Annotated in this window: 21 protein-coding genes; 11 read left to right on the top strand and 10 right to left on the bottom strand. The window is 37.3% G+C overall.

Annotated features, from left to right (window positions below; genetic code table 11):
- The first annotated feature begins 32 nt into the window (after positions 1-32).
- From B3E92_RS16775 to B3E92_RS16765, 3 genes are read left to right on the top strand one after another with little or no spacing between them, the layout of a single operon-like run.
- Positions 33-638: a DUF4254 domain-containing protein gene (locus B3E92_RS16775; protein ID WP_075994236.1), complete on the top strand. Its 606-nt coding sequence runs from the start codon at positions 33-35 to the stop codon at positions 636-638.
- 3 nt (positions 639-641) lie between these two features.
- Positions 642-1,667, top strand: a complete 1,026-nt coding sequence (locus B3E92_RS16770) for a glycosyltransferase family 9 protein (protein ID WP_286897601.1) — start codon at positions 642-644, stop codon at positions 1,665-1,667.
- Positions 1,664-2,773, top strand: coding sequence for a glycosyltransferase family 4 protein (locus B3E92_RS16765; RefSeq protein ID WP_286897599.1), 1,110 nt, complete (start codon positions 1,664-1,666; stop codon positions 2,771-2,773). Before B3E92_RS16770 ends, B3E92_RS16765 begins: the two co-directional genes overlap by 4 nt.
- Here the strand turns inward: B3E92_RS16765 and B3E92_RS16760 are convergent.
- The 4 genes from B3E92_RS16760 to B3E92_RS16745 form a co-directional block, all read right to left on the bottom strand.
- The gene (locus B3E92_RS16760) at positions 2,770-3,435 is read right to left on the bottom strand and encodes a glycosyltransferase family 32 protein (RefSeq protein WP_286897597.1); all 666 of its coding nucleotides are present in this window, start codon (positions 3,433-3,435) and stop codon (positions 2,770-2,772) included. The two genes, B3E92_RS16765 and B3E92_RS16760, sit on opposite strands and share 4 nt — an antisense overlap.
- Positions 3,436-3,439: 4 nt before the next feature.
- Positions 3,440-4,516, bottom strand: a complete 1,077-nt coding sequence (locus tag B3E92_RS16755; protein WP_286897595.1) for a glycosyltransferase family 4 protein — start codon at positions 4,514-4,516, stop codon at positions 3,440-3,442.
- A gap of 72 nt (positions 4,517-4,588) precedes the next feature.
- Positions 4,589-5,644, bottom strand: coding sequence for a glycosyltransferase family 4 protein (locus B3E92_RS16750; protein ID WP_286897593.1), 1,056 nt, complete (start codon positions 5,642-5,644; stop codon positions 4,589-4,591).
- Positions 5,645-5,666: 22 nt separating this feature from the next.
- Complete coding sequence (locus B3E92_RS16745; protein ID WP_286897591.1) at positions 5,667-6,617, bottom strand: hypothetical protein; 951 nt, start codon at positions 6,615-6,617, stop codon at positions 5,667-5,669.
- 221 nt (positions 6,618-6,838) lie between these two features.
- Between B3E92_RS16745 and B3E92_RS16740 the strand changes: the two genes are divergently transcribed.
- Positions 6,839-8,875 carry a glycosyltransferase gene (locus tag B3E92_RS16740; protein WP_286897589.1) on the top strand — a complete coding sequence of 679 codons (2,037 nt, stop codon included), beginning with the start codon at positions 6,839-6,841 and terminating at the stop codon, positions 8,873-8,875.
- Here the strand turns inward: B3E92_RS16740 and B3E92_RS16735 are convergent.
- Genes B3E92_RS16735 through B3E92_RS16725 form a run of 3 tightly spaced genes read right to left on the bottom strand, consistent with a single transcriptional unit; the run spans position 8,859 to position 12,457 of the window.
- A complete protein-coding gene (locus B3E92_RS16735; protein WP_286897587.1) occupies positions 8,859-10,118 on the bottom strand; it encodes a glycosyltransferase in 1,260 nt (419 codons plus the stop codon). The genes B3E92_RS16740 and B3E92_RS16735 overlap by 17 nt on opposite strands.
- Before the next feature lie 7 nt (positions 10,119-10,125).
- Positions 10,126-11,175, bottom strand: coding sequence for a glycosyltransferase family 2 protein (locus B3E92_RS16730; RefSeq protein ID WP_286897585.1), 1,050 nt, complete (start codon positions 11,173-11,175; stop codon positions 10,126-10,128).
- Positions 11,176-11,227: 52 nt separating this feature from the next.
- Positions 11,228-12,457: a hypothetical protein gene (locus B3E92_RS16725; protein WP_286897584.1), complete on the bottom strand. Its 1,230-nt coding sequence runs from the start codon at positions 12,455-12,457 to the stop codon at positions 11,228-11,230.
- Positions 12,458-12,852: 395 nt separating this feature from the next.
- Between B3E92_RS16725 and B3E92_RS16720 the strand changes: the two genes are divergently transcribed.
- Positions 12,853-13,344, top strand: a complete 492-nt coding sequence (locus B3E92_RS16720) for a SixA phosphatase family protein (RefSeq protein ID WP_286727835.1) — start codon at positions 12,853-12,855, stop codon at positions 13,342-13,344.
- 44 nt (positions 13,345-13,388) lie between these two features.
- On the opposite strand, the gene B3E92_RS16715 is transcribed toward B3E92_RS16720, so the two are convergent.
- Positions 13,389-13,676, bottom strand: a complete 288-nt coding sequence (locus B3E92_RS16715; protein ID WP_286833884.1) for a phosphatidylglycerol lysyltransferase domain-containing protein — start codon at positions 13,674-13,676, stop codon at positions 13,389-13,391.
- Between the two features lie 44 nt (positions 13,677-13,720).
- Between B3E92_RS16715 and B3E92_RS16710 the strand changes: the two genes are divergently transcribed.
- From B3E92_RS16710 to B3E92_RS16695, 4 genes are all read left to right on the top strand, one after another.
- Complete coding sequence (locus B3E92_RS16710; protein WP_159333432.1) at positions 13,721-15,721, top strand: thioredoxin domain-containing protein; 2,001 nt, start codon at positions 13,721-13,723, stop codon at positions 15,719-15,721.
- Between the two features lie 36 nt (positions 15,722-15,757).
- Positions 15,758-16,255, top strand: coding sequence for an FKBP-type peptidyl-prolyl cis-trans isomerase (locus tag B3E92_RS16705; protein ID WP_046672788.1), 498 nt, complete (start codon positions 15,758-15,760; stop codon positions 16,253-16,255).
- Positions 16,256-16,357: 102 nt separating this feature from the next.
- A complete protein-coding gene (locus B3E92_RS16700) occupies positions 16,358-17,047 on the top strand; it encodes an SMUG2 DNA glycosylase family protein (protein ID WP_070560718.1) in 690 nt (229 codons plus the stop codon).
- A gap of 527 nt (positions 17,048-17,574) precedes the next feature.
- Entirely contained in the window at positions 17,575-18,309 is a 735-nt protein-coding gene (locus B3E92_RS16695; RefSeq protein WP_070560720.1) for a hypothetical protein, read from the top strand.
- A gap of 309 nt (positions 18,310-18,618) precedes the next feature.
- Here B3E92_RS16695 and mnmD read toward each other — a convergent pair whose 3' ends face one another.
- The gene (gene mnmD, locus B3E92_RS16690) at positions 18,619-19,284 is read right to left on the bottom strand and encodes a tRNA (5-methylaminomethyl-2-thiouridine)(34)-methyltransferase MnmD (protein WP_070560722.1); all 666 of its coding nucleotides are present in this window, start codon (positions 19,282-19,284) and stop codon (positions 18,619-18,621) included.
- A 574-nt stretch (positions 19,285-19,858) separates the two neighbouring features.
- Between mnmD and B3E92_RS16685 the strand changes: the two genes are divergently transcribed.
- Complete coding sequence (locus B3E92_RS16685; protein ID WP_070560724.1) at positions 19,859-21,109, top strand: dicarboxylate/amino acid:cation symporter; 1,251 nt, start codon at positions 19,859-19,861, stop codon at positions 21,107-21,109.
- An 88-nt stretch (positions 21,110-21,197) separates the two neighbouring features.
- On the opposite strand, the gene B3E92_RS16680 is transcribed toward B3E92_RS16685, so the two are convergent.
- On the bottom strand, positions 21,198-22,157 hold the full coding sequence (locus B3E92_RS16680; protein ID WP_070560726.1) for a lipid A deacylase LpxR family protein: 960 nt from the start codon (positions 22,155-22,157) through the stop codon (positions 21,198-21,200).
- Between the two features lie 385 nt (positions 22,158-22,542).
- Between B3E92_RS16680 and B3E92_RS16675 the strand changes: the two genes are divergently transcribed.
- A complete protein-coding gene (locus B3E92_RS16675) occupies positions 22,543-22,950 on the top strand; it encodes a cytochrome c maturation protein CcmE (protein WP_070560728.1) in 408 nt (135 codons plus the stop codon).
- Positions 22,951-22,956 lie beyond the last annotated feature (6 nt).

Raw genomic sequence — 22,956 nt, 5'->3', positions numbered from 1 at the left:
CATATAAAAAGCAATTTATCTAAGTTTGTACCATGATTAGTGCAATAGCAAATCCAATTTTTCAGCGTGCTATCCAGGATTACCACGTCTACGATCAGATTGATCATCCAATCCAAAATCCGTATGACAAACAGTCCCTGGAACATCTCCTCTATTTAAAATGCTGGATTGACACCGTGCAATGGCATATGGAAGATGTGGTACGTAATCCCTCGATTGAACCCCAAGAAGGCTTATACTGGAAAAGACGTATTGATGAATCCAATCAGTACCGCACAGATACCGTAGAGTATATTGATAGTTATTTTCTACAAAAATTTCAAGATATACAGGCGAGTCCTACAGCAACAATCAATACTGAAAGTCCGGCATGGGCTATTGATAGGCTTTCCATTCTGGCGTTAAAAATCTACCACATGGAGCAGGAAACATTGCGCACAGATGCTTCCGAAGCACATATCATCTCCTGCCAAGAAAAGCTGAACGTTTTATTGGAACAAAGGAAAGATTTGTCCCAAAGTATTGATGAATTGATGACCGCAATCGCATCTGGCGATAAATACATGAAGGTTTATAAACAGATGAAAATGTATAACGACCCTTCATTGAACCCTGTCCTATATTCTTCAGGAAAATAAAACATGTCCTTACCGCAACGGATCATAGTAACCCGATTTTCAGCTATGGGCGATGTTGCCATGGTTGCCTCCGTATTGAAAGAATTCTGCATTCGGTACCCTGATGTAGAAATTATTATGGTCAGCAGGCAATTCTTTGCACCATTCTTTGATGGAATAAAAAACATACGGTTTCACGCCATTGAGCCCAAAACAATTCATAAAGGTTTTTTTGGTTTGGTCAGGCTAAAGAAAGAGCTAGCACAGTACGGCGCAGATGCTATTGCGGACTTACATTTCAATTTGCGTTCGCGTGTAATTGATCTATTATTTTCCTTATCGGGCGTAAAAGTAAAGCAGCTTGACAAAGGGCGGGAAGAAAAAAAAGCCTTAACCCGGGAAAATAACAAGATTAAAGTTCCACTGAAACTAACCGTAGAGCGCTATGCAGATGTATTTCGTGCATTAGGCTTCAAATTTGAGCTCAGTAACAACTTGGCGCCTAATTTGCAGGATGTACCCAAAGCTGCATTTAAGATGTTCGCGAATTTCGATCGAAAGAAAATTGGCATTGCCCCATTTGCACAACATCGCTATAAGGTTTTCCCTCAAAACAAAATGGAAAATGTGATAGACGTATTGACGCACAATGGCTATGATGTTTTATTGTTTGGCGGTGGCGAACAAGAGTTCCAGGTTGCCCAAAACTGGACCGAGCGATTTCCCAACACCTATAATACCATAGGCAGATTTTCGCTACGGGAGGAACTGGATTTGATTTCGAATTTAGATCTCATGATCAGCATGGATTCTTCCGGGCTTCACATGGCATCGTTAATGGGCGTAAGGTGTCTTTCTTTGTGGGGAGCAACGCATCCTTATGCTGGATTTACAGGTTATGGGCAGCAGCTAACAGACTGTATCCAAGTTGAGCACCCCAATAGACCGAGTTCGGTGTACGGCAATAAGCCGTGTAACTGTGATGGTATAGAGGCGATCGATTTAATTACATCAGAAATGGTGATTGAAAAAATAAGAGCAATAGGATGAAGATAGGATTCGATGCAAAACGCTATTTCCTAAACAAAACCGGTCTGGGAAATTATAGTCGCGACCTCATTCGTATACTCGAAAAGTATGCTCCCGAAAATGAGTATCTGAAATATACACCAAAAACTGGTGATCAATATATCAATCAGCCAACATCTCAAAAAAATATACGGTTGCCACAGGGTTTTATCAACACTACTTGGCCTAATCTCTGGCGTAATCAACGTATTGTTCGGGATTTGAAAAAAGATAAAGTTGATATTTACCATGGACTGTCTGGTGAAATTCCATTAGGTTTAGCAAAGGCTCATATTAAATCTATCGTTACCATTCATGATCTAATTTTTTTGAGACATCCTGAACTTTATCATCCAATTGACCGTTGGATTTATAAAAAGAAATTCAAGCATGCCTGCGAGGCATCTGATCGTATCGTTGCCATCAGTCAATGTACTAAAAACGATATTATCGACCTATTCCATATCGCTGAAGAAAAAATCGATGTTGTTTACCAAGGATGCCATGAAGCATTCAAAACTATCAAAACTGAAGAGCAGAAGTCGGAACTTAGAAACAAGTTAAAATTACCAAAGGATTTTCTATTAAATGTTGGAACGATTGAACCGAGAAAGAATATCTTACCAACAGTGAAAGCGATTAAAGACATCGATATTCCCCTTGTTATTGTAGGAAAACCAACTCGCTATCACCGAGAGGTCATGGATTATATCCGACAAAACAACATGGAGAATAGGATCTTCTTTTTCCAAGGGCTAGCGATGGAAGAATTGGCCATTCTCTATGCATCTGCAACGATTTTCATTTATCCATCAATTTATGAAGGCTTTGGCATTCCGATTATAGAAGCGCTATACTCGGGTACACCTGTGATCACCAGTAAAATGGGTGTCTTCCCAGAAGCGGGAGGGCCGGCATCTTGCTATATTGACCCTACAAATATTTCAGAGATAAAGCATGCTATAGCGACGCTTCTTGTCGATTCATCCAAGCGCCATGAAATGAGCGAGAAAGGATTGGAATTTGCGCAGAAGTTTAATGATGACCGTCTAGCCAAGCAATGGAAACAACAATATTTAACGCTTTAGTCCTCTGATTTTACAACAGAAATTATCTTTTGTAACTTCTTCCAATGTTGTGAACGATTACGATAAATCAATAACTTTCCGAACTTGTATTTAAATTTCATAATACCCTTATAATCGTCAGGAGCAACACGATAAAGCACAGTCGGGTCTTCTTTTATAACATCATTGACAGCACGCGTATATACTGTAGGGCCAGTCATGGCGTGCACATCGTTTGGGTATCTATTTTGTTGAATATTTTGAACGACATATCTTATGGTACGTTCTAGGAAGGGATGCCCTTTTTCAAAAATGAGAGCCCATTGTGCAAAAAGATTCTGATGATTCTTTTCACGTGTTATGACAGCTTCATCATCTGTAGTCAAATGTTCATCAAGATTTACAAGAATATCGCTATCTAAATCTAAATATATTCCACCATAAACATATAAAATAGCGTAACGAAAAAAATCAGCCTTTGCAGCTCCAATCTGTAGTCTAGAATATGCTTTATACACTTCTGCATCAAAAAATTTCTTTATAAAAGCCTCTACTCTTAGATCATCATAAAATTCATAGCGATAGTTTTTATTTTTTCGCATAAAGCTTTTGATGTATATTTTGGTCAGCCAAGGGATTTGGTCTGTTTTAAATGTTTGATATATTATTTTCGGTATAGCCATTCTCTTATTTCAAAAGTTCGTTATAAAGTTTCCAATATTCACGAGCTGCTTTATCCCATGAAAATTGTGATGCCCATGATTTGATCTCAGCAGTACGGTCTTCACCATTGATAATGTCCATAAGATTCAACTTTCCAAATTCAATCAAATAATCTGGATTAGTAGATTCTAAAAAGAAAGCTTCAGGACCTCCAATTTCAGGCAGACAGGTATAATTAGATAATAGGACTTTTTTACCTAAAGACATCGCTTCAATCACAGGTAAGCCAAACCCCTCTGCAATTGATGGAAAAACAAATAAAGAACATTTCTTTAAATAACTGTACTTTTCTTCCTCAGAGATAGGTCCGGTAATACGTATTCTTTTAGCAACACCTAATTGATGAGCAATTTCCATGATATGATTATCATATCCTTCTTGATTGATGATACCACTAATAACAAGTTCTAAATTATTACCAACAAGTAAATAAGGCAGGACGTGAAAGTTCTTTTTTCTATTTACTGTACCGATGGTAAACATAAATGGTTTATCGTTATTGCTACTTAGCTCCATCCCTCTATTAGCAAGGGAATTGGAAGCCATATTACTCCCGTTATAAACTACCTGGATTTCCTTACCTCTTAAATTACAATAGTTTAACAGATCTTGTTTCACATAGTTAGATATAGCAACAACACTATCTGTACGATCTAAATTATTTTGTAATTTTTTTAAATATTTCCTCTCTTTTTCATTGGATTTTCCTTCTTTCAAAAAATTGAGATCGTGGATTGTCGTCAATATAGTTGTTTTGGGATTTCGTGGAAAATAAGAACTCAATTGATACGTGGAATGCCAGAGCTGCGTATTTGGAAGAAAGGGACGCAAAAACTTATGCATTGATTTTTGCTGAATATAATTCACATGGTTTCCAAAGGGCAGGCTAGATAAATCAGAAATATAAAATTGTATATCAAAAGATTCAGTATCTTTATTCTCCTCTAGGAGTGCCAAACCTAATTGCTTACAGAAATGATACAAGCCTGTGTGGGGATATTTCATCCTTTCTGCATCAAATATAACGTTAAATCTATCCATGGCTGTCTTATAGTCAAAGATAGCATCAATAAGACAAACATTCTAACATTTTATTATCAAAATTCTACAATGTTATCCACGATGATAAAGATCCCAATAAGACTTTGCAGACTTTTCCCATGTAAAATTTTTAGCCCAATTGATAATAGAAAGTTCGTCTATTTGGCTATCAATTAACTCCTCTATTCGGTTGCGCCCAAAATACTCCATAAACTCCTCCTCATCAGAGTCTAAATAAAATGCTCTATCTCCACCAATCTCTGGAAGACAAGTGTGTTTAGATAACAATACCTTTTTTCCGAAAGCCATAGCTTCAATTACAGGAAGTCCAAATCCTTCGGTAATAGAAGGGAATACAAAAAGTGAACATTCCTTTAGATATCTATACTTTTGTTCTTCCGTAATTGGACCTGTCAATGTCAATCTATCTTGCACCCCAATTTCGCAGGCTATTTGTAAAATTTTCTTCTGATAATCAGGCTCATTGATGGCCCCACTAATAATCAATTTTAACTTATTGCCCAATAATAAATAAGGCAAGATATGTAGGTTTTTTTTCTTATTGATGGTACCTATTGTAAATATAAAATTATCAACAGATTTTTCTTGATGTGTAGTAGTCACAATCTTACTTTCATCAATATTATTCCCATTATAAATTACTTGAATTTCCTTTCCTCTCAAATTACAATTTTCTATTATGTCTTTCCTAACATAATTCGAAATTGCTACGATATCATCAGCTCGATCAATGTTACTTTGAATTTTTTTTAAGAAACGTTTAATAATATAAGGTTCCTGTTCCTCTCTCAAAAAGTTTAGATCATGAATGGTCGATACAACTTTTATTTTTTTGTTACGAGGGAAATAATTACTCAATTGAAAGGAAGAGTGCCACACATCATATCCCTTAAAAGTAGGCATATGAAACTTTTCATAGGAATATTGTTTAATATATTGTGCTTTTAATCCGAATTCTGGAGAAGTCTTATTATTATAATAAAAATGTAACTCATTCTCCCGATCAAGTTTCATTAATTCATGACCAAGATGATAGCAAAAATAATATAAACCATTATACTTATACTTCATTCGCTCAGCATCAAAAATTATATTTTTTGCTATCATAGTTTATGAAATTTGTAATCAATTATCCAAATATTGTATTTATCCAAGATACAAATGAGTATCTTTTAATCACCTCGTCATTAATTTCCTCCCGGAGTAAACGAATAAAATCTCCAATTCTATTTAAATTTTGTTCATCCCAAATAAAGAAATTAGAACTATTGTAAAATTCAAATTCCTTTACAAGGGGATTATTTGTGATTAACTTTTTTCTGAGATATAACGATTCAAAAGTTCGAAATGATACACCTCTATGAATTTCCGAATTATCAAAATCGAGAATTACCTCATATTCACTTTCTTTTTCCAACAGCTCTTGATAGCTAAGCGTTGATTGCATAAAAATTATACCACTTTCTTTGTATGCCTCTAAAATCTTCTTATCAGTACAGTGTAGATAAATATCATTTGTGATTTTCTGTTCTCGCAGGACGTGTATTAAATTAAGAATAGCTGGCATTCTATTCTCAAGATAACTCCCTATAAAAATAAGCCCTTTACCTTTTTGTTCTTTATTGATTTGAGCGGGATATGGAAAATAGAAATTATTGATATGAAAAAGATTCTCAAATTCTTTTTTATAATTTGAGCAATCTGACTGATCAAACACGAAAAATTTATCAAAAAATGGAATTCGGGTAAACACTTCAGGAAAACGATTTAATCCATCCCATTGATAGGCAACCATTTTTTTTGTTCGACTTTTCAAGAGTTTGATCGAATCATGAGACAAAAGATCAGGACGTATGACCAATGCAAAATCGGCTTCATTTTCTAAATTCAGTAAATTCTGCTGTAACTCCCTATTTGTGATATTAAAGATGAGTCTCTTTTTATAGCCTTTATCACAAAAAATATTTTTGTGTATAAAACTATTCACCCTCTCTCGGATATTTTTATACCTAAAGGGTTTGTCTGTCAAAAAAACTAGCTGAATTTCGTATCCCAATTCTTCGCATGATCTGATCATCATTTGGTACAAATGAAAATGCACCGGTACCACTAAAATTAGCTTTTTGGATATACTCAATGTTCTTAAGATAAATGTAATATTCGTATGACAATTTACGATTAATAATCCGGTTTATATCAAAAAACACAAAACGTTTATTATAATAACACCAAAATAGGCGGTAAACTAACTTATCGTATTTTTTCTTCCTACCTTTACATCTAATATAAAAAAATAAATATATGGGCTTAAGGAGAACAATTCGGGAATTTAGAAATAAAAAGAAATATATAGAAGCACTAAAAAACTCAGATAATCTCATTCCAAAATTTAAGACGAATATTACTACTGATTTAATTCATTTCCCATCTTTTAAGTCTCCTCGAGTTTCTATTATTATTCCATTTTACAATCAACATATCCATACTTTAAATTGTCTGTTATCAATCTCTCAGAATCTACCTAATACTTCTTTTGAAATTATTCTTATTGATGACTGCAGTAGCGAAAATTTCGATTACACTACAATTCAAAATATCTCGGTTTTAAAAAACAAGGAAAATCTTGGTTTTTTGTGCAGTGTTAATGAGGGCATAAAAAAAGCACAAGGTGATTTTATTTATTTATTAAATAATGATACAATTGTAACTTCCGGCTTTCTAGACCAGCTATTGATTGTTTTCGAAACAAAAAAAAATGTTGGAGCTGTGGGGTCTATGCTTCTTAATCCAGATGGTACACTACAGGAGGCCGGATCATTTTTCATTAAAAATGGCGCAGGGCAACTCGATCACACGCCAACGTTTTTTCCGCAGTTGAATTACGTATATAAAATAGATTATGGCTCTGGCTGCAGCTTATTATTCAAAAAATTCACAGACAATTACGAAATTAATCTTTTTGATGAGCAGTTCTCGCCGGCATACTTCGAAGATAGTGATTTATGTTTCACATTTAAATATGTCCAAAATAAAGAAGTTTATTTTTCACCATTTTCTAAAATATATCATTTCCATGGAGTAACCTATGGAAATGAGCAACGAAAGGTAGCAAAAAGCCAGCCCAAAGAAAAGCTCTTAGATAAAAATAGTAATTCATTTTACCAAAAATGGGAATACGAAATTGCAAATATCTCTTCGCATTTTATTCAACAAAGAATTCTTGAATTGTATGGCAACCGATCCCTTGTTATCTTCCACGACAGGGTTCCCGAATACGATAATAACTCAGGAGACTTACGCTTGACAGAAATTATTAAATCATTTTTAGATCTGGATTATAACATTACATTAGTAGTCCCAAAAAACCGAATTGATAATCCCTATAATCATTACTTTCAGAAACTAGGCGTCTGTATTTTCTACGAGCACAAACTTCTCAAAGAATATAATAGATTTTTTAGGAAACTTGCTCTTGAAGCTCCTATTTGCTGGTTCTCTACAGGGCCGACTTTTAAAAGTTTTTATAAATTAGCTAAATCATTTTGGGCTAAGGGCAAATTTATATTTGATATGGTCGATATCCACCATCTTAGATATCTTCGCGCACTGGATCATGAACCTAACAATAAACATTATAGAAGAGAATATAAAAAAACACTTCGTGCAGAATCATTTGCTGCCAAATACGCTGACATAATAATTCCAATTTCTCATCAGGAAGCGAACTATATGGAAGACAATTTTTCTCCTAAAAAAATAGCTGTTATATCAAATGTTCATTACAGCAAAGTTAGTCTAAAGGAAGTACCTAGTTTTGAGGAACGCCAAGATATTTTATTCATCGGTTCGCAACACCATCCAAACATTGATGCTGTAAGATTTCTAGCCAATGAGATTATGCCAATTGTTTGGCAGAAAAATCCCTTTATAAAATTAAATGTTGTCGGCAATTTAAATACATTGGTCACAGACATTAATCATCCTAATATTAAATTTCATGGTTATGTTCCCGACATAACAGCCTATTTCTATAATAATAAGCTAATGGTTGCACCATTAAGGTCGGGTGCAGGTGTCAAAGGAAAAATAGGACAAGCATTTGAATATTTTCTCCCTGTTATTACCAGTAAAATTGGTGCAGAGGGAATGGAGCTGATCGACAACTCCAATGCTATTCTAGCTGAAAGTGCTGAAGAATTTGCAGCAAGTATACTATCCCTATATACCGATAAATCATTGTGGACCCATTTACAATCGAACTCAGAAAAAAGTCTTGAACCCTTCTCCAAGGAGAAGCTCAGAACAACATTAGTGGAAATAATTAATGCTGTACATTAAACTTTTCAACAATTTCGTTGATACATTTCTCCCACAATGAAATGATCATATTAGAAGCATATTGACCCATCGATCGATGTGCTTCTATTCCAATTTGTGTCCGCCGCATCCCATCATTCATTAGAAGCGAAAGATAGGTTTCAAATTCAGCAATAGAAGAAGCCAAATATCCAGTCTGTTTATGTTTGATAAGTTCGTTAACACCCGAGCAGGAACTGAAACCGACGCAAGGAAGGCCCAAAGACATCGCTTCGGTTAATGCTAAAGGAAATCCCTCATATTTGCTTGGAAATGCAAACAGATCTGCTTCCTTCAATTTTTGCATGGGATCTTGGGTGAACCCCTTTAAAAATATCCGTTGTTCCAAATCAAGCATTTGGATTTGCTTTTTCAGAAGATCATGATCCGATCCCACTCCCCAGAGTTCCATATCCCAATTCGCATATTTTTGAGCTAATTTCGAAAATATGTCGATCAAAATATCTTGCTGTTTACAACCAATATCCAATCTAGCAATGTGGATAATCTTTCGCCTTTTTTTTTCTACCTGATGATTCACCAATTCATGCGGTTCTGTTTGGGGCACAGGGTTTGGTATAACATGGCAAGCACCGGAAAAATTTTCAGGAAGATATTGCTTATAACTTTCAAATAAAATCTGGATACCGCTCAGGTGGCTAAATGATGAAAATAATAAATCCAACATAAAAGGCTCTCTTCCACCTAACGTATTTGTAAAATCATAGTCAGGGCGACCGTTAACAGAATCTATGATCGGAATTTTAAAGGTATTTTGATAAGTTATTTCCAATAAACTAGCAATAGACATCGTTAGGATAAGATCAGGCTGAACTGAATCGATGTATTTCTTCCAGCCAGTTGATCGTTGCTGAAGATTAAATGCATACAGCTGTGCTTCACCGCCCATTTTTCTTAACAAATCTCTATTTGCTCTTTTTGCTAGCTTTTTCCTCACCTTATACTTTATCCATAAAAGAGGATTTCTACCTTTATAGTTGTAAATAGCTTCTTTTTCAAATTGAACAATATTGGAATCAAAAATATTAGTAACCTTGATTCCTCGATTTAACGGAAATTTGGCATCGCCCTGTATATTTTCATTTGTAGCTATTTCTACTTCATGTCCTGCTATATTAAAATTATTGGCCAAAAAACACGCTATTTTCTCCGTGCCACCAGTTCCATTAAGGAAATATAAATGTTGAATAATCAAGATTTTCATTGACGAACTAATAATAATTACGTAAATAATGTCTTACTTTTTTTTTAATTGGGGAAACCAATATTAGTTTGCTCAGCAGCAGATATATCTTCTTCTTTCGTGCACGATTTTTCTGATATTTCACGTAAAATGAGTCAAATGCCAAATAAGTCGTTGTATTCAAAAAAAATAAAAATGGTTTACCCAACGACTTCTTTTGTTCTGGCTTAAGATAAGCCGCAATATTTTCAGCAAAGAAAGATCGTATTAAATCAAATAAATATTTCTTCTGATCAGCGTCTAAAGGCATTTCAGTATATCTGAGATAAAAAGGTTCATGCTCTAGAAACTTAGCCAAATGCAATGCCTTTTCAGGCAAGAGCGAATACGACTGATAAAATTGTTTCAAAATATCCAACCATTGTGGAATCTGGTGTAAGACCTGCCAACAATTATCATGAATTTTAATATGATTCTGATTGTCATGCGCTCTATAAAAGTAAGTGGCCTCATGATAAGCTGCTAGCTTAGCTGTCAGCGCTAACAAACGATGTGAAAATAGTCCATCTTCACAAGGTTGAATACCAACAGGGAATCTGATATCCGCATGGCTAATCAAAAAATCTCTTTTAATCATCTGCCCACAGGTGGGCAAAGCAGTTGGCGAAGGAAGCGCGCGCGTAAAATACTCACCCAACACAATAATATCAGCATCGGAACTGTGAGCAATCGTAAATGCCCTCAATAAAAATTCACGCGCAATCGTATCATCAGAATCCAAAAAATAGACATACTCTCCTCGCGCACGACTCAAACCATTGTTTCTCGCAACGGAAACACCAGCATTGTCCTGATCGAAAAAGTAAATTCTCGGATCTAAGGATGCATATTTTTGGCATATTGCAGCAGAAGAATCTGTACTACCATCATTGACAAGAATAATTTCAAAATCTTGTAATTCCTGGTCAAGTACACTTTGGATTGTCTCATCTAAGTATTTTTCGACATTGTATACCGGTATGATTACCGACACAGCGACGGGAAAAGTCCCCTTCGTACTACCATTTTTTTCCATCATTGACATTCAATATACAAAAATAGCAAGACGAATTATATATCAAATACCGAAATCAATTTAAAGATTTTTCGATCCTATCTTTGTTTAACGTAAATTCCCGGTATCGGAATTCCCCTGATTTATTCCCGATCATAGCTCCCATCTTGAGGAGAGACTCAGTACTCCCCATTGGAAAGATCGAACTTCGATAGGCATTATTTTTCAACAGAGGCTTCGGTAATACTTTGAAATTTAATCCATCTTTCGAATAAGCCACATACAATAGCTCTGCCGTGTATCTTTTCACTTCACCAACAGCAATACATAGAAAATAATAACCGTCAGCATATGTTGCCTGAATATGCCATGGCGAATTACCACTACCTTCCTTCAGCCAGGGTTTATTAAAGAAATTAACTATTTTGCTGTCGCGAAACCCTGTAAAATTAATCCCATCGGCAGATGTTCTGCGAACCACATAAGAAGGATCCTTCCCTTTAAAATTTTTCGAATTAAAATTCAGCTCAATTTCATAACTCAAAAACTCACTTCCGTCATGAATAAAAGAGGGAGACAATAGATGATCATCTTTGGGAGTAAACGGAGGATTACTGGTAAAGGCGACGTTCAGATTCGACCACTTTATACCATCTGTAGATGTTTGTTGTACAATAGTGCGATGAGCGTTTTGTTTCAGTCGATCAAAATTGGTATTACTTAACACACATTTGCCTTTCAAAGATTGAGCCGTGATAAAACTACCCCTATAATAAAGATAAAACTGATTATTTAAATAGATCCAATCGACATCAGACCAAAATCCCTGAATCGGGTCAACCTTGTTTTCTCCGAAACTTTCTGTCGGAAAGGGTGCATTGATAATTGGATTGTTCAAGCCCGGCGGATTTACCCAATCAAGGCCATCATTTGATACAACAACACTTGGATTTTCAAATTTCTTTGAATTCTGGTTAGTTCCAACTGCGCCAAAATAAGGTGTAAAAACCATCCAATATTTGTATCCGTTCAGTTTATTTGGAAAATAAAGAACATCTGGATGACAATAACTGGCATTTATTCCCGAAATATCTATAAAATCAGTGGCATTTTTTAGCCCCTTAAAATTAGCATCAGCAACAGTATGAATATTGACCAAACCTTCATCACTATCAAAAGTAACCGAATCAATGGGATCAACAGTCCAAATAGGAGACTCAACGTCCCCCGCAAAAAAATCCTCCGAACGACTGCAAGCCACTAGGAAAATACTTCCATAAAGAAGCATCAAAAAATTACGAATCATAAGTAAAAATCAAACGGTAGAAACAAAAAAACGCGACTTGGCTAACGATGTTTTTCAATAAATAAAATAAGCTTACGGCAAATAGCTATATAAAACAAGTTATTGTTTTTCGCTGCGAAATTAGCATAATTTTATCAAAGTAAAACAACGATTTTCGCTTTTTAATCAAGACTTTCGCTTTGCCATTCTAAGCATTAAAAAAACACAATGGTTTAGCTTTGACACGATAGTGAACGTATCACTTGAGGTAAAAAACTATTCATAGAGTATATACTTTTCAAAACTTCCTGTATTATTATTTGTATTCATACGCAAGCCTGCTCATTACCCAAACACAATGAACCGGTACAACAAACGTTATTATTTATATTGTATAAGAATCAAAAATTTTAATCATGGACAACAGTAAAAAACTTTATATCATCCGACATGCCAAAGCTGAAACTATTCCGGGCATAAACGATTTTGATCGCGCACTCACATCCGACGGTATACAACACGCCAAACAAGTAGCGGCTAAGCTATCGGCAAAATTGACTTTAGATGAAAACAGTATCGTGATCAGTTCGCCAGCCAATCGCGCACTCCAGACAACACGTATTTTTCTAGATGTCATGGGCTCTTCTTCTTTTGATATCCAAATTGAAGAAACAATTTATGAATGTACGTACAAGCATTTGCTATCCATTATAAATGCTATTCCGGATCATATCAATCATGTACTACTCTTTGGACACAATCCAACGCTGACTGATCTAGTGGAATACCTGACCCGAAAAGCGGCCTATTTACGCACCTCATCCTGCGCAGAGATCAAGCTCGATACCGGTTTCACCTTTCAGATGCTCAGCGGCAATTGTGCCGATCTTGTGCAAATAATTGATTAAAATCCGATCAAAGAACAAACTTATCTTCAGATAAGATCAGCTTATCACTTGCCCACATTTGATTTCAGTGCCCTATCAATCACCAAAGGCACTGAAATCAAATCCAAATCATGTGAATACACCACAAATTTCTCAACCCTGCAGGGATCAAATTTTCCCTTAAATTCTTTCAGTCCCTTTGGTTCACGGAAGTAAGGATTACTTTCATAAAGAAAACTGATCAAACGTTCAATTAGCCCTTTCTTCTTGTCAAATCCTGAAAAAGGAGTCAGTCCCCTATTAAAAAAAGAATAACCTTCCTCTTTACAATACGCTAAAAAACGGATAATCAATACAACAGCCTCGTTAATAATTACTTTTTCACTACCTTCGTCCTATGGCGAATCAATTGCAATTTGAAAACTCACCCTACCTTAAACAGCACGCTCACAATCCAGTAGATTGGATGCCCTGGGGGCCGGAAGCTTTAAAAAAAGCAAAAGACGAAAATAAACTGATCATCGTAAGCATTGGCTACTCGGCTTGCCATTGGTGCCATGTGATGGAGCGTGAAAGTTTTGAAAACTCAGCCATCGCCCAAACCATGAATACGTTTTTCGTATCGATCAAAATTGACCGCGAAGAACGCCCCGATATTGATCAAGTGTATATGCTTGCGGTGCAACTGATGACCAATGCCGGGGGCTGGCCATTGAATTGTATCTGCCTGCCCGATGGGAGACCTATTTACGGTGGTACCTATTTCAAACCGCACGACTGGCAGAATATCTTATTGCAAATTGCACAAATGTGGGCGGAGAAACCCGAAGTCGCGTTTGACTATGCCGAAAAGCTAAACAATGGCATTCAACGGGCCGAGAAACTCCCCATCCATCCCATCCCCGATCAATACACGATTGAAAATTTAAATGAAATTGTTGCCCCTTGGACCGAGATGTTCGATAAAAAAGAAGGTGGTTATCAAAGAGCGCCCAAATTTCCGCTACCAAACAATTGGTTATTCTTCCTAAAATATGGCGTACTTGCCGACGATCGGGAGATCTTAGATCATGTCCATTTTACATTAAAAAAGATAGCATCTGGTGGTATATATGACCAGATCGGAGGTGGCTTTGCCCGCTATTCGGTGGACCATTATTGGCATATTCCCCACTTCGAAAAAATGCTTTATGACAATGGCCAGCTACTGTCCCTGTATGCCGAAGCTTATCAACAAAGTCGGGATCCATTCTATAAACGGATTATCGAAGAAACGATTACTTGGGCCGAGCGTGAAATGCTTGCTCCAAACCATGGTTTCTATAGCGCTTTAGATGCCGATAGCGAGGGCATTGAAGGGAAATACTATTCCTTCTCCAAAGCTGAATTTGACGAGGTATTGGGCGATGATGCCCCCCTACTCGGGCAATATTTTAACATAACCGAAGTCGGCAACTGGGAGGAGCAGAAAACCAACATTCCTATTTGCGCCATTAATGCAGACCAGTTAGCAACAAAGGTCAATATGTCAGCTGACGAATGGGCAGATTTTCTAAAAATTTCAAAGAAAAAATTATACAACTATCGTGAACAACGGATCCGTCCGGGACTCGACCATAAGCAGCTGACCACCTGGAATGCTTTATTTCTAAAAGGACTAATAGATGCTTATCACAGTCTTGGGAACAGCCATTTTCTCGAACTCGCTTTAAACAATGCCCAGTTTATCTGTACACACCTTATTCAAGACGACCTCCAGTTATTGCACCAACCAAAAGATAACAACAGAGCGATCGCAGGCTTCCTGGATGACTATGCATTCACTATTGAAGCCTTTATAGCCTTATATGAAGCGACATTTGACCTCAATTGGCTCACAAAAGCAAGACAGCTTGCCGATGAGGCCATTGCATTGTTTTACGATGGATCACAAAAAACATTCTACTATACGTCGACAGCGGCGGAGGAACTTATCGCACGGAAAAGCGAAATTTTGGATAACGTAATCCCGTCCTCTTCCTCGACAATGGTTCGCCAATTGAAACGATTAGGTTTACTTTTTGACAATGAAAATTACATCGCCATTACAGACCAATTGCTAGCGAATGTATTCCCGCAAATCAAGACTTATGGTTCGGCCTATTCAAATTGGGCAATATTATTGCTAGAAGAAATATATGGAATCAATGAAATTGCATTGACGGGGGATAAAGCGATGGCTTTCAAAAATGAACTCGGCAAATATTATATTCCTAACAAAATTGTTCTTGGCGGTACGGAAGAAAATCTTCCATTGCTAGAACATAGAGTCGGAAAGGAGACAAAAGCATATCTTTGTAAAAACAAGACCTGCAGTCTACCACAGGATTCAATACAAGCGTTAATAAATTATATTTAATAAACGGTAGCCTCGGCTTCCAAAAATCAAAATCAGATGGCTATAAAAGCAAACGACGTCGTAGCATTGACGTACAGACTTCACACAGTAGAAAACGGTGAAAAAGTTTTCGTTGAAGAAACAACTGCAGAACAACCTTTAGATTTCTTATATGGTGTAGGTATGATGTTACCTAAATTTGAAGAAAACATCGCAGACTTAAACGTTGGTGATAAGATTTCATTTGAATTGGCACCGGATGATGCTTACGGTCAAAAAGACGACAGAGCATTCGCACAATTGCCAGTAGATATGTTCAAAGAAACAGGTTTACCTCCAGTAGGAGAAGTATTGCCTTTACAAGACAATCAAGGAAACCAATTCCGCGCTGTCGTAGCTGAGGTTACTCCAGAAGTAGTTGTTGCTGACTTAAACCACCCAATGGCTGGTAAAACATTAAATTTCGATATTGAAATCTTAACTGTACGTCCTGCTACTGAAGAAGAGTTGTCTCACGGACACTCGCATGGTGTAGACGGTACGCAAGGTCACTAATCCTGACTCAAGATACTAAAAAACAAAGCCGGATGTCAGATGACACCCGGCTTTGTTTTTTGCTTATTTAAAAACCGTATCTTGTTTTTAAACACACGAACGATGCTAACATTTGCGGAAAAAGTAGTTTTATTCAATAAACATCTTCATTATCAGGGAAGTCTTCCCCCAGCATTCAATGTAATTAACCCCTACCTTGACAACCCCGAAACATTGGTCGTGATGGAACAGTTCTACCATAAATATTATAATGATAATCTAACAAGAAAATTCATTATCGGTATCAATCCAAGCAGACACGGTGCAGGAGTAACGGGAGTTCCTTTTACGGATACCAAAAGATTAGCCAGTGCATGTGGCATAGAGATGCTTTCTGCGCATACGCATGAAATATCTTCAGTGTTTATGTACGATATGATTGAAGCCTATGGTGGCCCCGATATTTTCTATAAACAATTTTATATCAATTCACCCTTTCCCCTGGCGATTGTCCGAGAAACGAAACCCAACAATTGGATCAATGCAAACTACTATGATGATAAAACACTTTTCGACATGGTCAGCCCTTTTATGCTTGATTCATTGAAACAACACATCGCTATGGGCTTAGCGACGGAGGAGGTCTTTGTGCTCGGAAAGAAAAATGCAACCTTTCTCGCTAAGATCAACAAAGAAGAAAAGTTGTTTGGAAAAATGACCGTCCTAGACCACCCACGCTATATACAACAATATAAATCCAAAGACAAACTGCACTACATCGATAATTACATCAGCGTGCTGAGCACAGAATAGGTTATCGCACATGTAAACTCTAAACAAAAATTTAGAAAAGCATAAAATAATTTGTATCTATATTCCAAACAAATTGAATATTATAATATACATTTTGAAAATTAAAAGATATATATGCATATATTAACAGAACGAAGTCCGAGTTAACCAACCGATTTGACCATCCGTTTGAGTCACTTCGAAGCAATTTCCGCCCTTATTCGTACCAGGAAGCAGATAGATGCATGCCCCGACCATACTGTTACCTCCTCATTTCCGGGTTTCACTCGGACTCACCACGGACTCATGGTGCTTGCAGTATGCTAGCAATCCGACGCTATGACGAATGTTTTCCAAAGAAGATTGGAATGAATTCCAAATCAAACATATCATTCCGTAGCGAATGAAATACGTTTTCATTATGAGTTTAATAATTGGCCTTTGACAACGATTGCCATAATTAAAATCAGAGGCAAAGCCCAATTTTAAATCTATTAAAAACAAACAACTATTTGTTTTTAAGTTATTTAAATACATATATTTACAATATGGCAACGATAGAAAATGGAACTCTGAAAGGCTTAGTTGGGAACGTGGTCTTTCGACAATCGAATGAAAAAACAATTGTCCAGACGAAAGTAGGACGGAAACCAAAACAAACCAAAGGGACAAAAGCCGCCTCCGTAAGCTTTGGAGTGAGCAGTGCGATTGGCGCTTACATACGACGGACGATGGCAGAAGTACACATGGGTTTTTATGATAGCAATATGCACAATCGCTTAGTAACTCAGTTGCAGCGAGTGAACGGCCCTAGCGGACATATATCCAAAGAAAAATCTATACGCAGCAATAAGATAAACCGTTTGGTCAATTTTCAATTCAATGAAAAATGCCATATGCAGGACTTTATGCATTTCGATCCACAGATCCAATTATTGGACAATAAGCAACTTACAATCCAGTTTCCAAAATTTGATAAACAAAAGGACATACGGCAGCCAAAAAATTGCGACCTGCTCATCTTTAACCTCTTTATTGTCATGCTCAACTTTGAGCAGCAACAATATATTCATATCCATAGCCCCCAGATCCCCATCAACCTGCATACGGGACCCAAAATGGTTGAATTAGAACAGCTATCATTTGATGTAAACTATAAAGATGCAAAAACCGTACTTGTTGGTATGAACATCGAATATTATGGATTTCATCGCCATAAACATCTGTTATTAAATAACAAAAGCTTTCATCCAGCTGCAATAGTCGGTGCGTTTATTAATTAAGATGTGCAACTCTCAAAAGCTGATGTTATCACAATGCCTAATAAAATCGATTGGATTTAACAGCATTACTCATGGACGAAAATAGATCGTTTTTTTTCGCAACAGGCCTTTTCTTACCACTAGGTAACAAAATTTCCCTTAGATTCGTACTCTTCCAATTCCCTAAATGTAAGCTTTTTAACCTGTGTAAGCTTTGTATCACTCTGCTTAGCAATGAATCTGTGGCATCGTCATGTAGTTATTTCTTTCGTCATGTATGTTGATCCGTATGATTAACTCTTTCCGATGCTATTATAAAAGAATCATCCGCTACAACTTTGTGGCACGAAGCATTTCTCGCTTCCCTGGTGCTCCGGGAGCCTTTTCTATCGAAAATCCCAATGCTTTCATACTGCGTTTGAGGTTCCCGGTAATCGCATAAGTCACAAAAACACCACCCGGTTTAAGAAACTGTGCAATATGCCCCAAGGCAGCATCATTCCACATCTCAGGCTGATGCACAGCAGCAAAGGCATCAAAATAAACGACGTCAAATAAGCGGTCCGATTGAAAATTCATCAACAAGGTATGATCAATATGAAGTTTTAATTGTTCGTTAATCTGCACGTTTCCCGTCAAAGCCAGCTCGTATGCATTCAAATAACTTGTCCAAACAGTTGGGTGTACCGTCGCATCATAGCCCGTTGCAGCAATAGTAGACAAAGGCAGGGGAAATCCTTCAATTCCGACGTATTCCACCTGAAAAGATTTATCCCTAAGAAAGTCGGCTGTTTGTAGAAAATTCAAACCGGTACCAAAGCCAACCTCCAAGATACCAACGTCGGCGGCTCCTGTCGTTTGTACATAGTGGTCAAGCCCCGTTTTTATAAAAACATGCCTACTTTCCTGTACCGCACCGTGTTTCGAATGATAACATTCTCCTATTTCAGCATTAAACAAAGTTTTCGAACCATCTCCTGTCGTTACAAATTCCATTTTTATACAAATACGTTAAGTTCTAATTTTTACACATGGAGTCCAAACAAAGAAACGACGCCAAAACGAATGGCCTACTCCCTGCCCATGATGCATATCATTGCTACTGTCCAAAGATAAAAAAGCCAATGCCCGTATCAAAATCCTCACGGTTTTAGCAAGCCCGACCATCTTTCAGCGTAGACTAAAGGTGATGTCAACCAATTGACCAGTACATCGACTTCCAAATGAAAAAGCATATCAATACCGAGCGTATAGTAGGCATGGGTACCGCTATAAAAAAAATGCTTTCAATAAAAAAAGTCCAGTCGACAAAAGCGGATTTTTTCAGCAAGGTAAAACAAAAATGAACAAACACGCATAAATTCAGCTCGTTTTAATAGACCTATTCGAGAAAAACAGTATTTTAGCAATCTAAATAAGAAACATTCACAAAACCTAATGAAATATCCAAACCTAACAAGCGCAAGCAATACAACAGCATTGGATATTCTCCATGTGACCAAATACAAAGACAATTTAAGCAGTTCTTCCATGTGAATGAACTCCTTTTGAAATAACTAATCATACACCTATGAAATACGCTACAAAAACTTTTGTGCAGAATTACGGCAGTATCTTACTTCTACTCCTTGGGATCAGTATTGGAAGTTTGATCGGCATCTTCTTTCCGCATATCGTCAACAATCTTAAACCGATCGGTGACATTTTCCTAAACCTCCTCTTTGTCAGCGTCATACCATTGGTGTTTTTTGCCATATCCTCATCTGTTGCGAATATCAATGGCGACAGTGTACTGGGAAGGATCATCGGCATGATGTCGTTCGTATTTGTACTGGGTATTGTCGTCGCCGGACTGTCAAGCATCTGCTTCCTTTACCTCTTTCCAGTAGATGCTCCACTGCCTATTGAACAAACAAACAAGATCATGGAAACAGTTGTTCATGATTCTTGGGGTGAAAAAATGGTCCGCTTTTTAACCGTTAGCGAATTTTCAAGTTTATTATCACGACAAAATATGCTGGCCTTTGTCATCTTTTCGTTCCTCGTTGGCATTGCTACGCGCAAATCAGGCGCATCTGCAGAGACCTTCCGTAAATTTATAAACTCGGGCAATGTTGTGATGGGAAATCTGCTCGTGATGGTCATGAACCTCGCGCCCATTGGTTTGGGAGCATATTTTGCCTATCAGGTTGGAACATTAGGCCCTCAGCTTTTTGGTTTTTATGCCAAACCTATCGGTCTATATTACTTTTTTGGAATCTTCTATTTTTTCACGGTATTCAGTTTATTCGCTTTTTTTGCATTCGGACTAAAGGGAATTAAACGTTACTGGCAAAACAATATATTGCCTTCCTTGACCGCATTGAGCAGCTGCAGTAGTCTCGCCACCATGCCAGCCAACTTACTTGCAGCCAAGCAAATTGGAATCCCGGACAGCGTCGCTAGTGTCGTCATTCCCCTAGGCACAACATTGCACAAGCATGGATCCGCGATCGCCTGTATCTTTAAAATCTATATCGCACTTTTATTAAGCGGAAAGGAATTTTTTGATCCAGCCAATCTGATTATGGCGGTTGGCATTACGTTACTGGTGAGCATCGTAGCCGGAGGTATTCCTAATGGTGGCTACATCGGAGAAATGCTGATCATATCGGTTTATCAGATGCCAACGGAGGTGATCCCTTCCATTATGATCATAGCAACCCTCGTCGATCCCCTGGCAACAATGCTCAATGCTACTGGAGATACCGTGGCCGCTATGCTCACCACCAGATTGATCGGGCAAAAACTGGCTGACCCTATTCCCGAAAACCCAGGTTAAACAATCTCCAAACGACAAACATTTGAACGCTGGACCAACGAAGATCCTATCAAGCGGATCCATGTAGGTCCTACTTATGGCTGGCTGATCAAAAGCGGTACGCAAAAAACAGCTCGCCATATTGATGCCGGTGAAACACCGATTTGAGCTCTTTCGAATTGAAGATATAATTGATACCGTAATTGATCTTGTGGTTCGACCAATTGAAACCAATGCGATGACTAAGCATCCAAGGCTCAATAATGTATAGCTTACCCATGGGATCATTTTGATCTCTCCCGCCCTCTACGGTTGCGCTGTAAAAAATACGGGACATGCTTGGTTGATAGATAAAATACCATTCTTTATCATTGTCTGCTCTTCCTTGTGTCAAATGCCCATGTGTAAAGGTGGATGCCTGATAGGATTTCAGCTTGCCCAACCGGAGCGGGACCGCAATTCCCAGATTGGTATTATTCAGTCCAATGGTCCCTTCACCGATAATTCCCACATCAAATTGCTGGTTTTGACTGCGATATAGTCCTTTTTTATAGGTTGCACTTAAATCAATACCGAAGGAATTTCCAAGCTGCGTATCCCAACCTGTTGCCTCATACATACCAAATAGATGATGGATAAACTTCTGCGCTTCTTCACCGTAGGATTTAGGACCGATCTGCGCCAATTCGGTCTTGAATTCAACAACCTGATCCTGCGGTAAAAACCGCGTTACTCCTGCACTAAAATAAAGGTAACCTGCAAACGGTCTATCGTATTTTTTTTCCTGCCGTCTATAGTCAATGATACTGATACCGTTATAAATACGCTGGCCTATTTCAAAATCCAATACCGTATGTGAAGACTGTTTATCCAGTTTCCCCGGCAACGCAATCCTATAGTTTATATTGATACCATTTGTATAATAGCGGTCCTGACCGGTCAGGAGATAGACGTCATTGTCATTTTGAACAGCAATTTCCTGATTACGGAATTTCACCTGTCCAAAAACAAAAAAACAGGGAACTATAACAGCCCAAAAGAGGCCTAAAAATCGCAAAGCAACACTCATATTAACAGGAAATTGTAAAATTCATACGATATCATTAGAACCAAAACAGCAAATTTCACTTCAAATTATTCAAAAGCATTCGAATCTAGCTTATTTTTCCAATTAATTCAAACTATTTAGAATAGATATAAATAATATGGAAAAGTTGCATTATTCCTTTCTTAGCGAATCTATTTGTAATTTTGCATTCGATTAGGTCTCAAATGTAATCAATTTGGGATTTTAGTGAGCACAACGTTGTCAGATTTGGGTAATAATCCTTCTGAAAAAACAGGAGGATATCTGGCAGATTGGAATAGCTATTCATCGTTAAGAAAAAACAAACCGGGTGAAACGAGCTCATTTATACGATGAGATCAAACACTTATAAAATAAGTAAATACAAATGAAAAAAAGTTCAATTATTCTAATCGCTATCATTGCTGTCGCAATTGCCATGATACTTGTTATCTATACCGATTCAAGTACCTATTCGACATTTACCGAAGCTAAAGAAAAGAAAACCGAACTATATGTGGTAGGTCAATTGAATAAAGACAAAGCACTTCATTATGATCCCAAAACTGACGCCAACAAATTTTCGTTTTTCATGCGCGACAACGAAGGTACAGAATGTGAAGTGATTTTTAGAGGTGCCAAACCTCAAGATATTGAACGTTCAGAGCAGATTGTATTGACAGGAAAAATGGACGGGAATGTGTTTAGGGCAAGTAAGATATTGATGAAATGTCCGTCAAAATATAACGATAAATCGGTCGTCACCGAGATTAATGCTACTGCTTTCAATAATTAATTCGTA

The sequence above is a fragment of the Sphingobacterium sp. UBA6317 genome (assembly GCF_002440385.1).
GTDB lineage: Bacteria > Bacteroidota > Bacteroidia > Sphingobacteriales > Sphingobacteriaceae > Sphingobacterium > Sphingobacterium multivorum.
This window is presented reverse-complemented; position numbering and strand designations above follow the sequence as displayed.

Excerpts from the sequence above, each read along its gene's own strand:
- B3E92_RS16775 (WP_075994236.1), top strand. The coding sequence starts at position 33 with ATGATTAGTGCAATAGCAAATCCAATTTTTCAGCGTGCTATCCAGGAT.
- B3E92_RS16695 (WP_070560720.1), top strand. The coding sequence starts at position 17,575 with ATGGCAACGATAGAAAATGGAACTCTGAAAGGCTTAGTTGGGAACGTG.
- B3E92_RS16685 (WP_070560724.1), top strand. The coding sequence starts at position 19,859 with ATGAAATACGCTACAAAAACTTTTGTGCAGAATTACGGCAGTATCTTA.
- B3E92_RS16720 (WP_286727835.1), top strand. The coding sequence starts at position 12,853 with ATGGACAACAGTAAAAAACTTTATATCATCCGACATGCCAAAGCTGAA.
- B3E92_RS16735 (WP_286897587.1), bottom strand. The coding sequence starts at position 10,118 with ATGAAAATCTTGATTATTCAACATTTATATTTCCTTAATGGAACTGGT.
- B3E92_RS16755 (WP_286897595.1), bottom strand. The coding sequence starts at position 4,516 with ATGGATAGATTTAACGTTATATTTGATGCAGAAAGGATGAAATATCCC.
- B3E92_RS16770 (WP_286897601.1), top strand. The coding sequence starts at position 642 with ATGTCCTTACCGCAACGGATCATAGTAACCCGATTTTCAGCTATGGGC.
- B3E92_RS16760 (WP_286897597.1), bottom strand. The coding sequence starts at position 3,435 with ATGGCTATACCGAAAATAATATATCAAACATTTAAAACAGACCAAATC.
- B3E92_RS16745 (WP_286897591.1), bottom strand. The coding sequence starts at position 6,617 with ATGATGATCAGATCATGCGAAGAATTGGGATACGAAATTCAGCTAGTT.
- B3E92_RS16710 (WP_159333432.1), top strand. The coding sequence starts at position 13,721 with ATGGCGAATCAATTGCAATTTGAAAACTCACCCTACCTTAAACAGCAC.
- B3E92_RS16705 (WP_046672788.1), top strand. The coding sequence starts at position 15,758 with ATGGCTATAAAAGCAAACGACGTCGTAGCATTGACGTACAGACTTCAC.
- B3E92_RS16675 (WP_070560728.1), top strand. The coding sequence starts at position 22,543 with ATGAAAAAAAGTTCAATTATTCTAATCGCTATCATTGCTGTCGCAATT.
- B3E92_RS16765 (WP_286897599.1), top strand. The coding sequence starts at position 1,664 with ATGAAGATAGGATTCGATGCAAAACGCTATTTCCTAAACAAAACCGGT.
- B3E92_RS16680 (WP_070560726.1), bottom strand. The coding sequence starts at position 22,157 with ATGAGTGTTGCTTTGCGATTTTTAGGCCTCTTTTGGGCTGTTATAGTT.
- B3E92_RS16725 (WP_286897584.1), bottom strand. The coding sequence starts at position 12,457 with ATGATTCGTAATTTTTTGATGCTTCTTTATGGAAGTATTTTCCTAGTG.
- B3E92_RS16750 (WP_286897593.1), bottom strand. The coding sequence starts at position 5,644 with ATGATAGCAAAAAATATAATTTTTGATGCTGAGCGAATGAAGTATAAG.
- B3E92_RS16730 (WP_286897585.1), bottom strand. The coding sequence starts at position 11,175 with ATGATGGAAAAAAATGGTAGTACGAAGGGGACTTTTCCCGTCGCTGTG.
- B3E92_RS16740 (WP_286897589.1), top strand. The coding sequence starts at position 6,839 with ATGGGCTTAAGGAGAACAATTCGGGAATTTAGAAATAAAAAGAAATAT.
- B3E92_RS16700 (WP_070560718.1), top strand. The coding sequence starts at position 16,358 with ATGCTAACATTTGCGGAAAAAGTAGTTTTATTCAATAAACATCTTCAT.
- mnmD (WP_070560722.1), bottom strand. The coding sequence starts at position 19,284 with ATGGAATTTGTAACGACAGGAGATGGTTCGAAAACTTTGTTTAATGCT.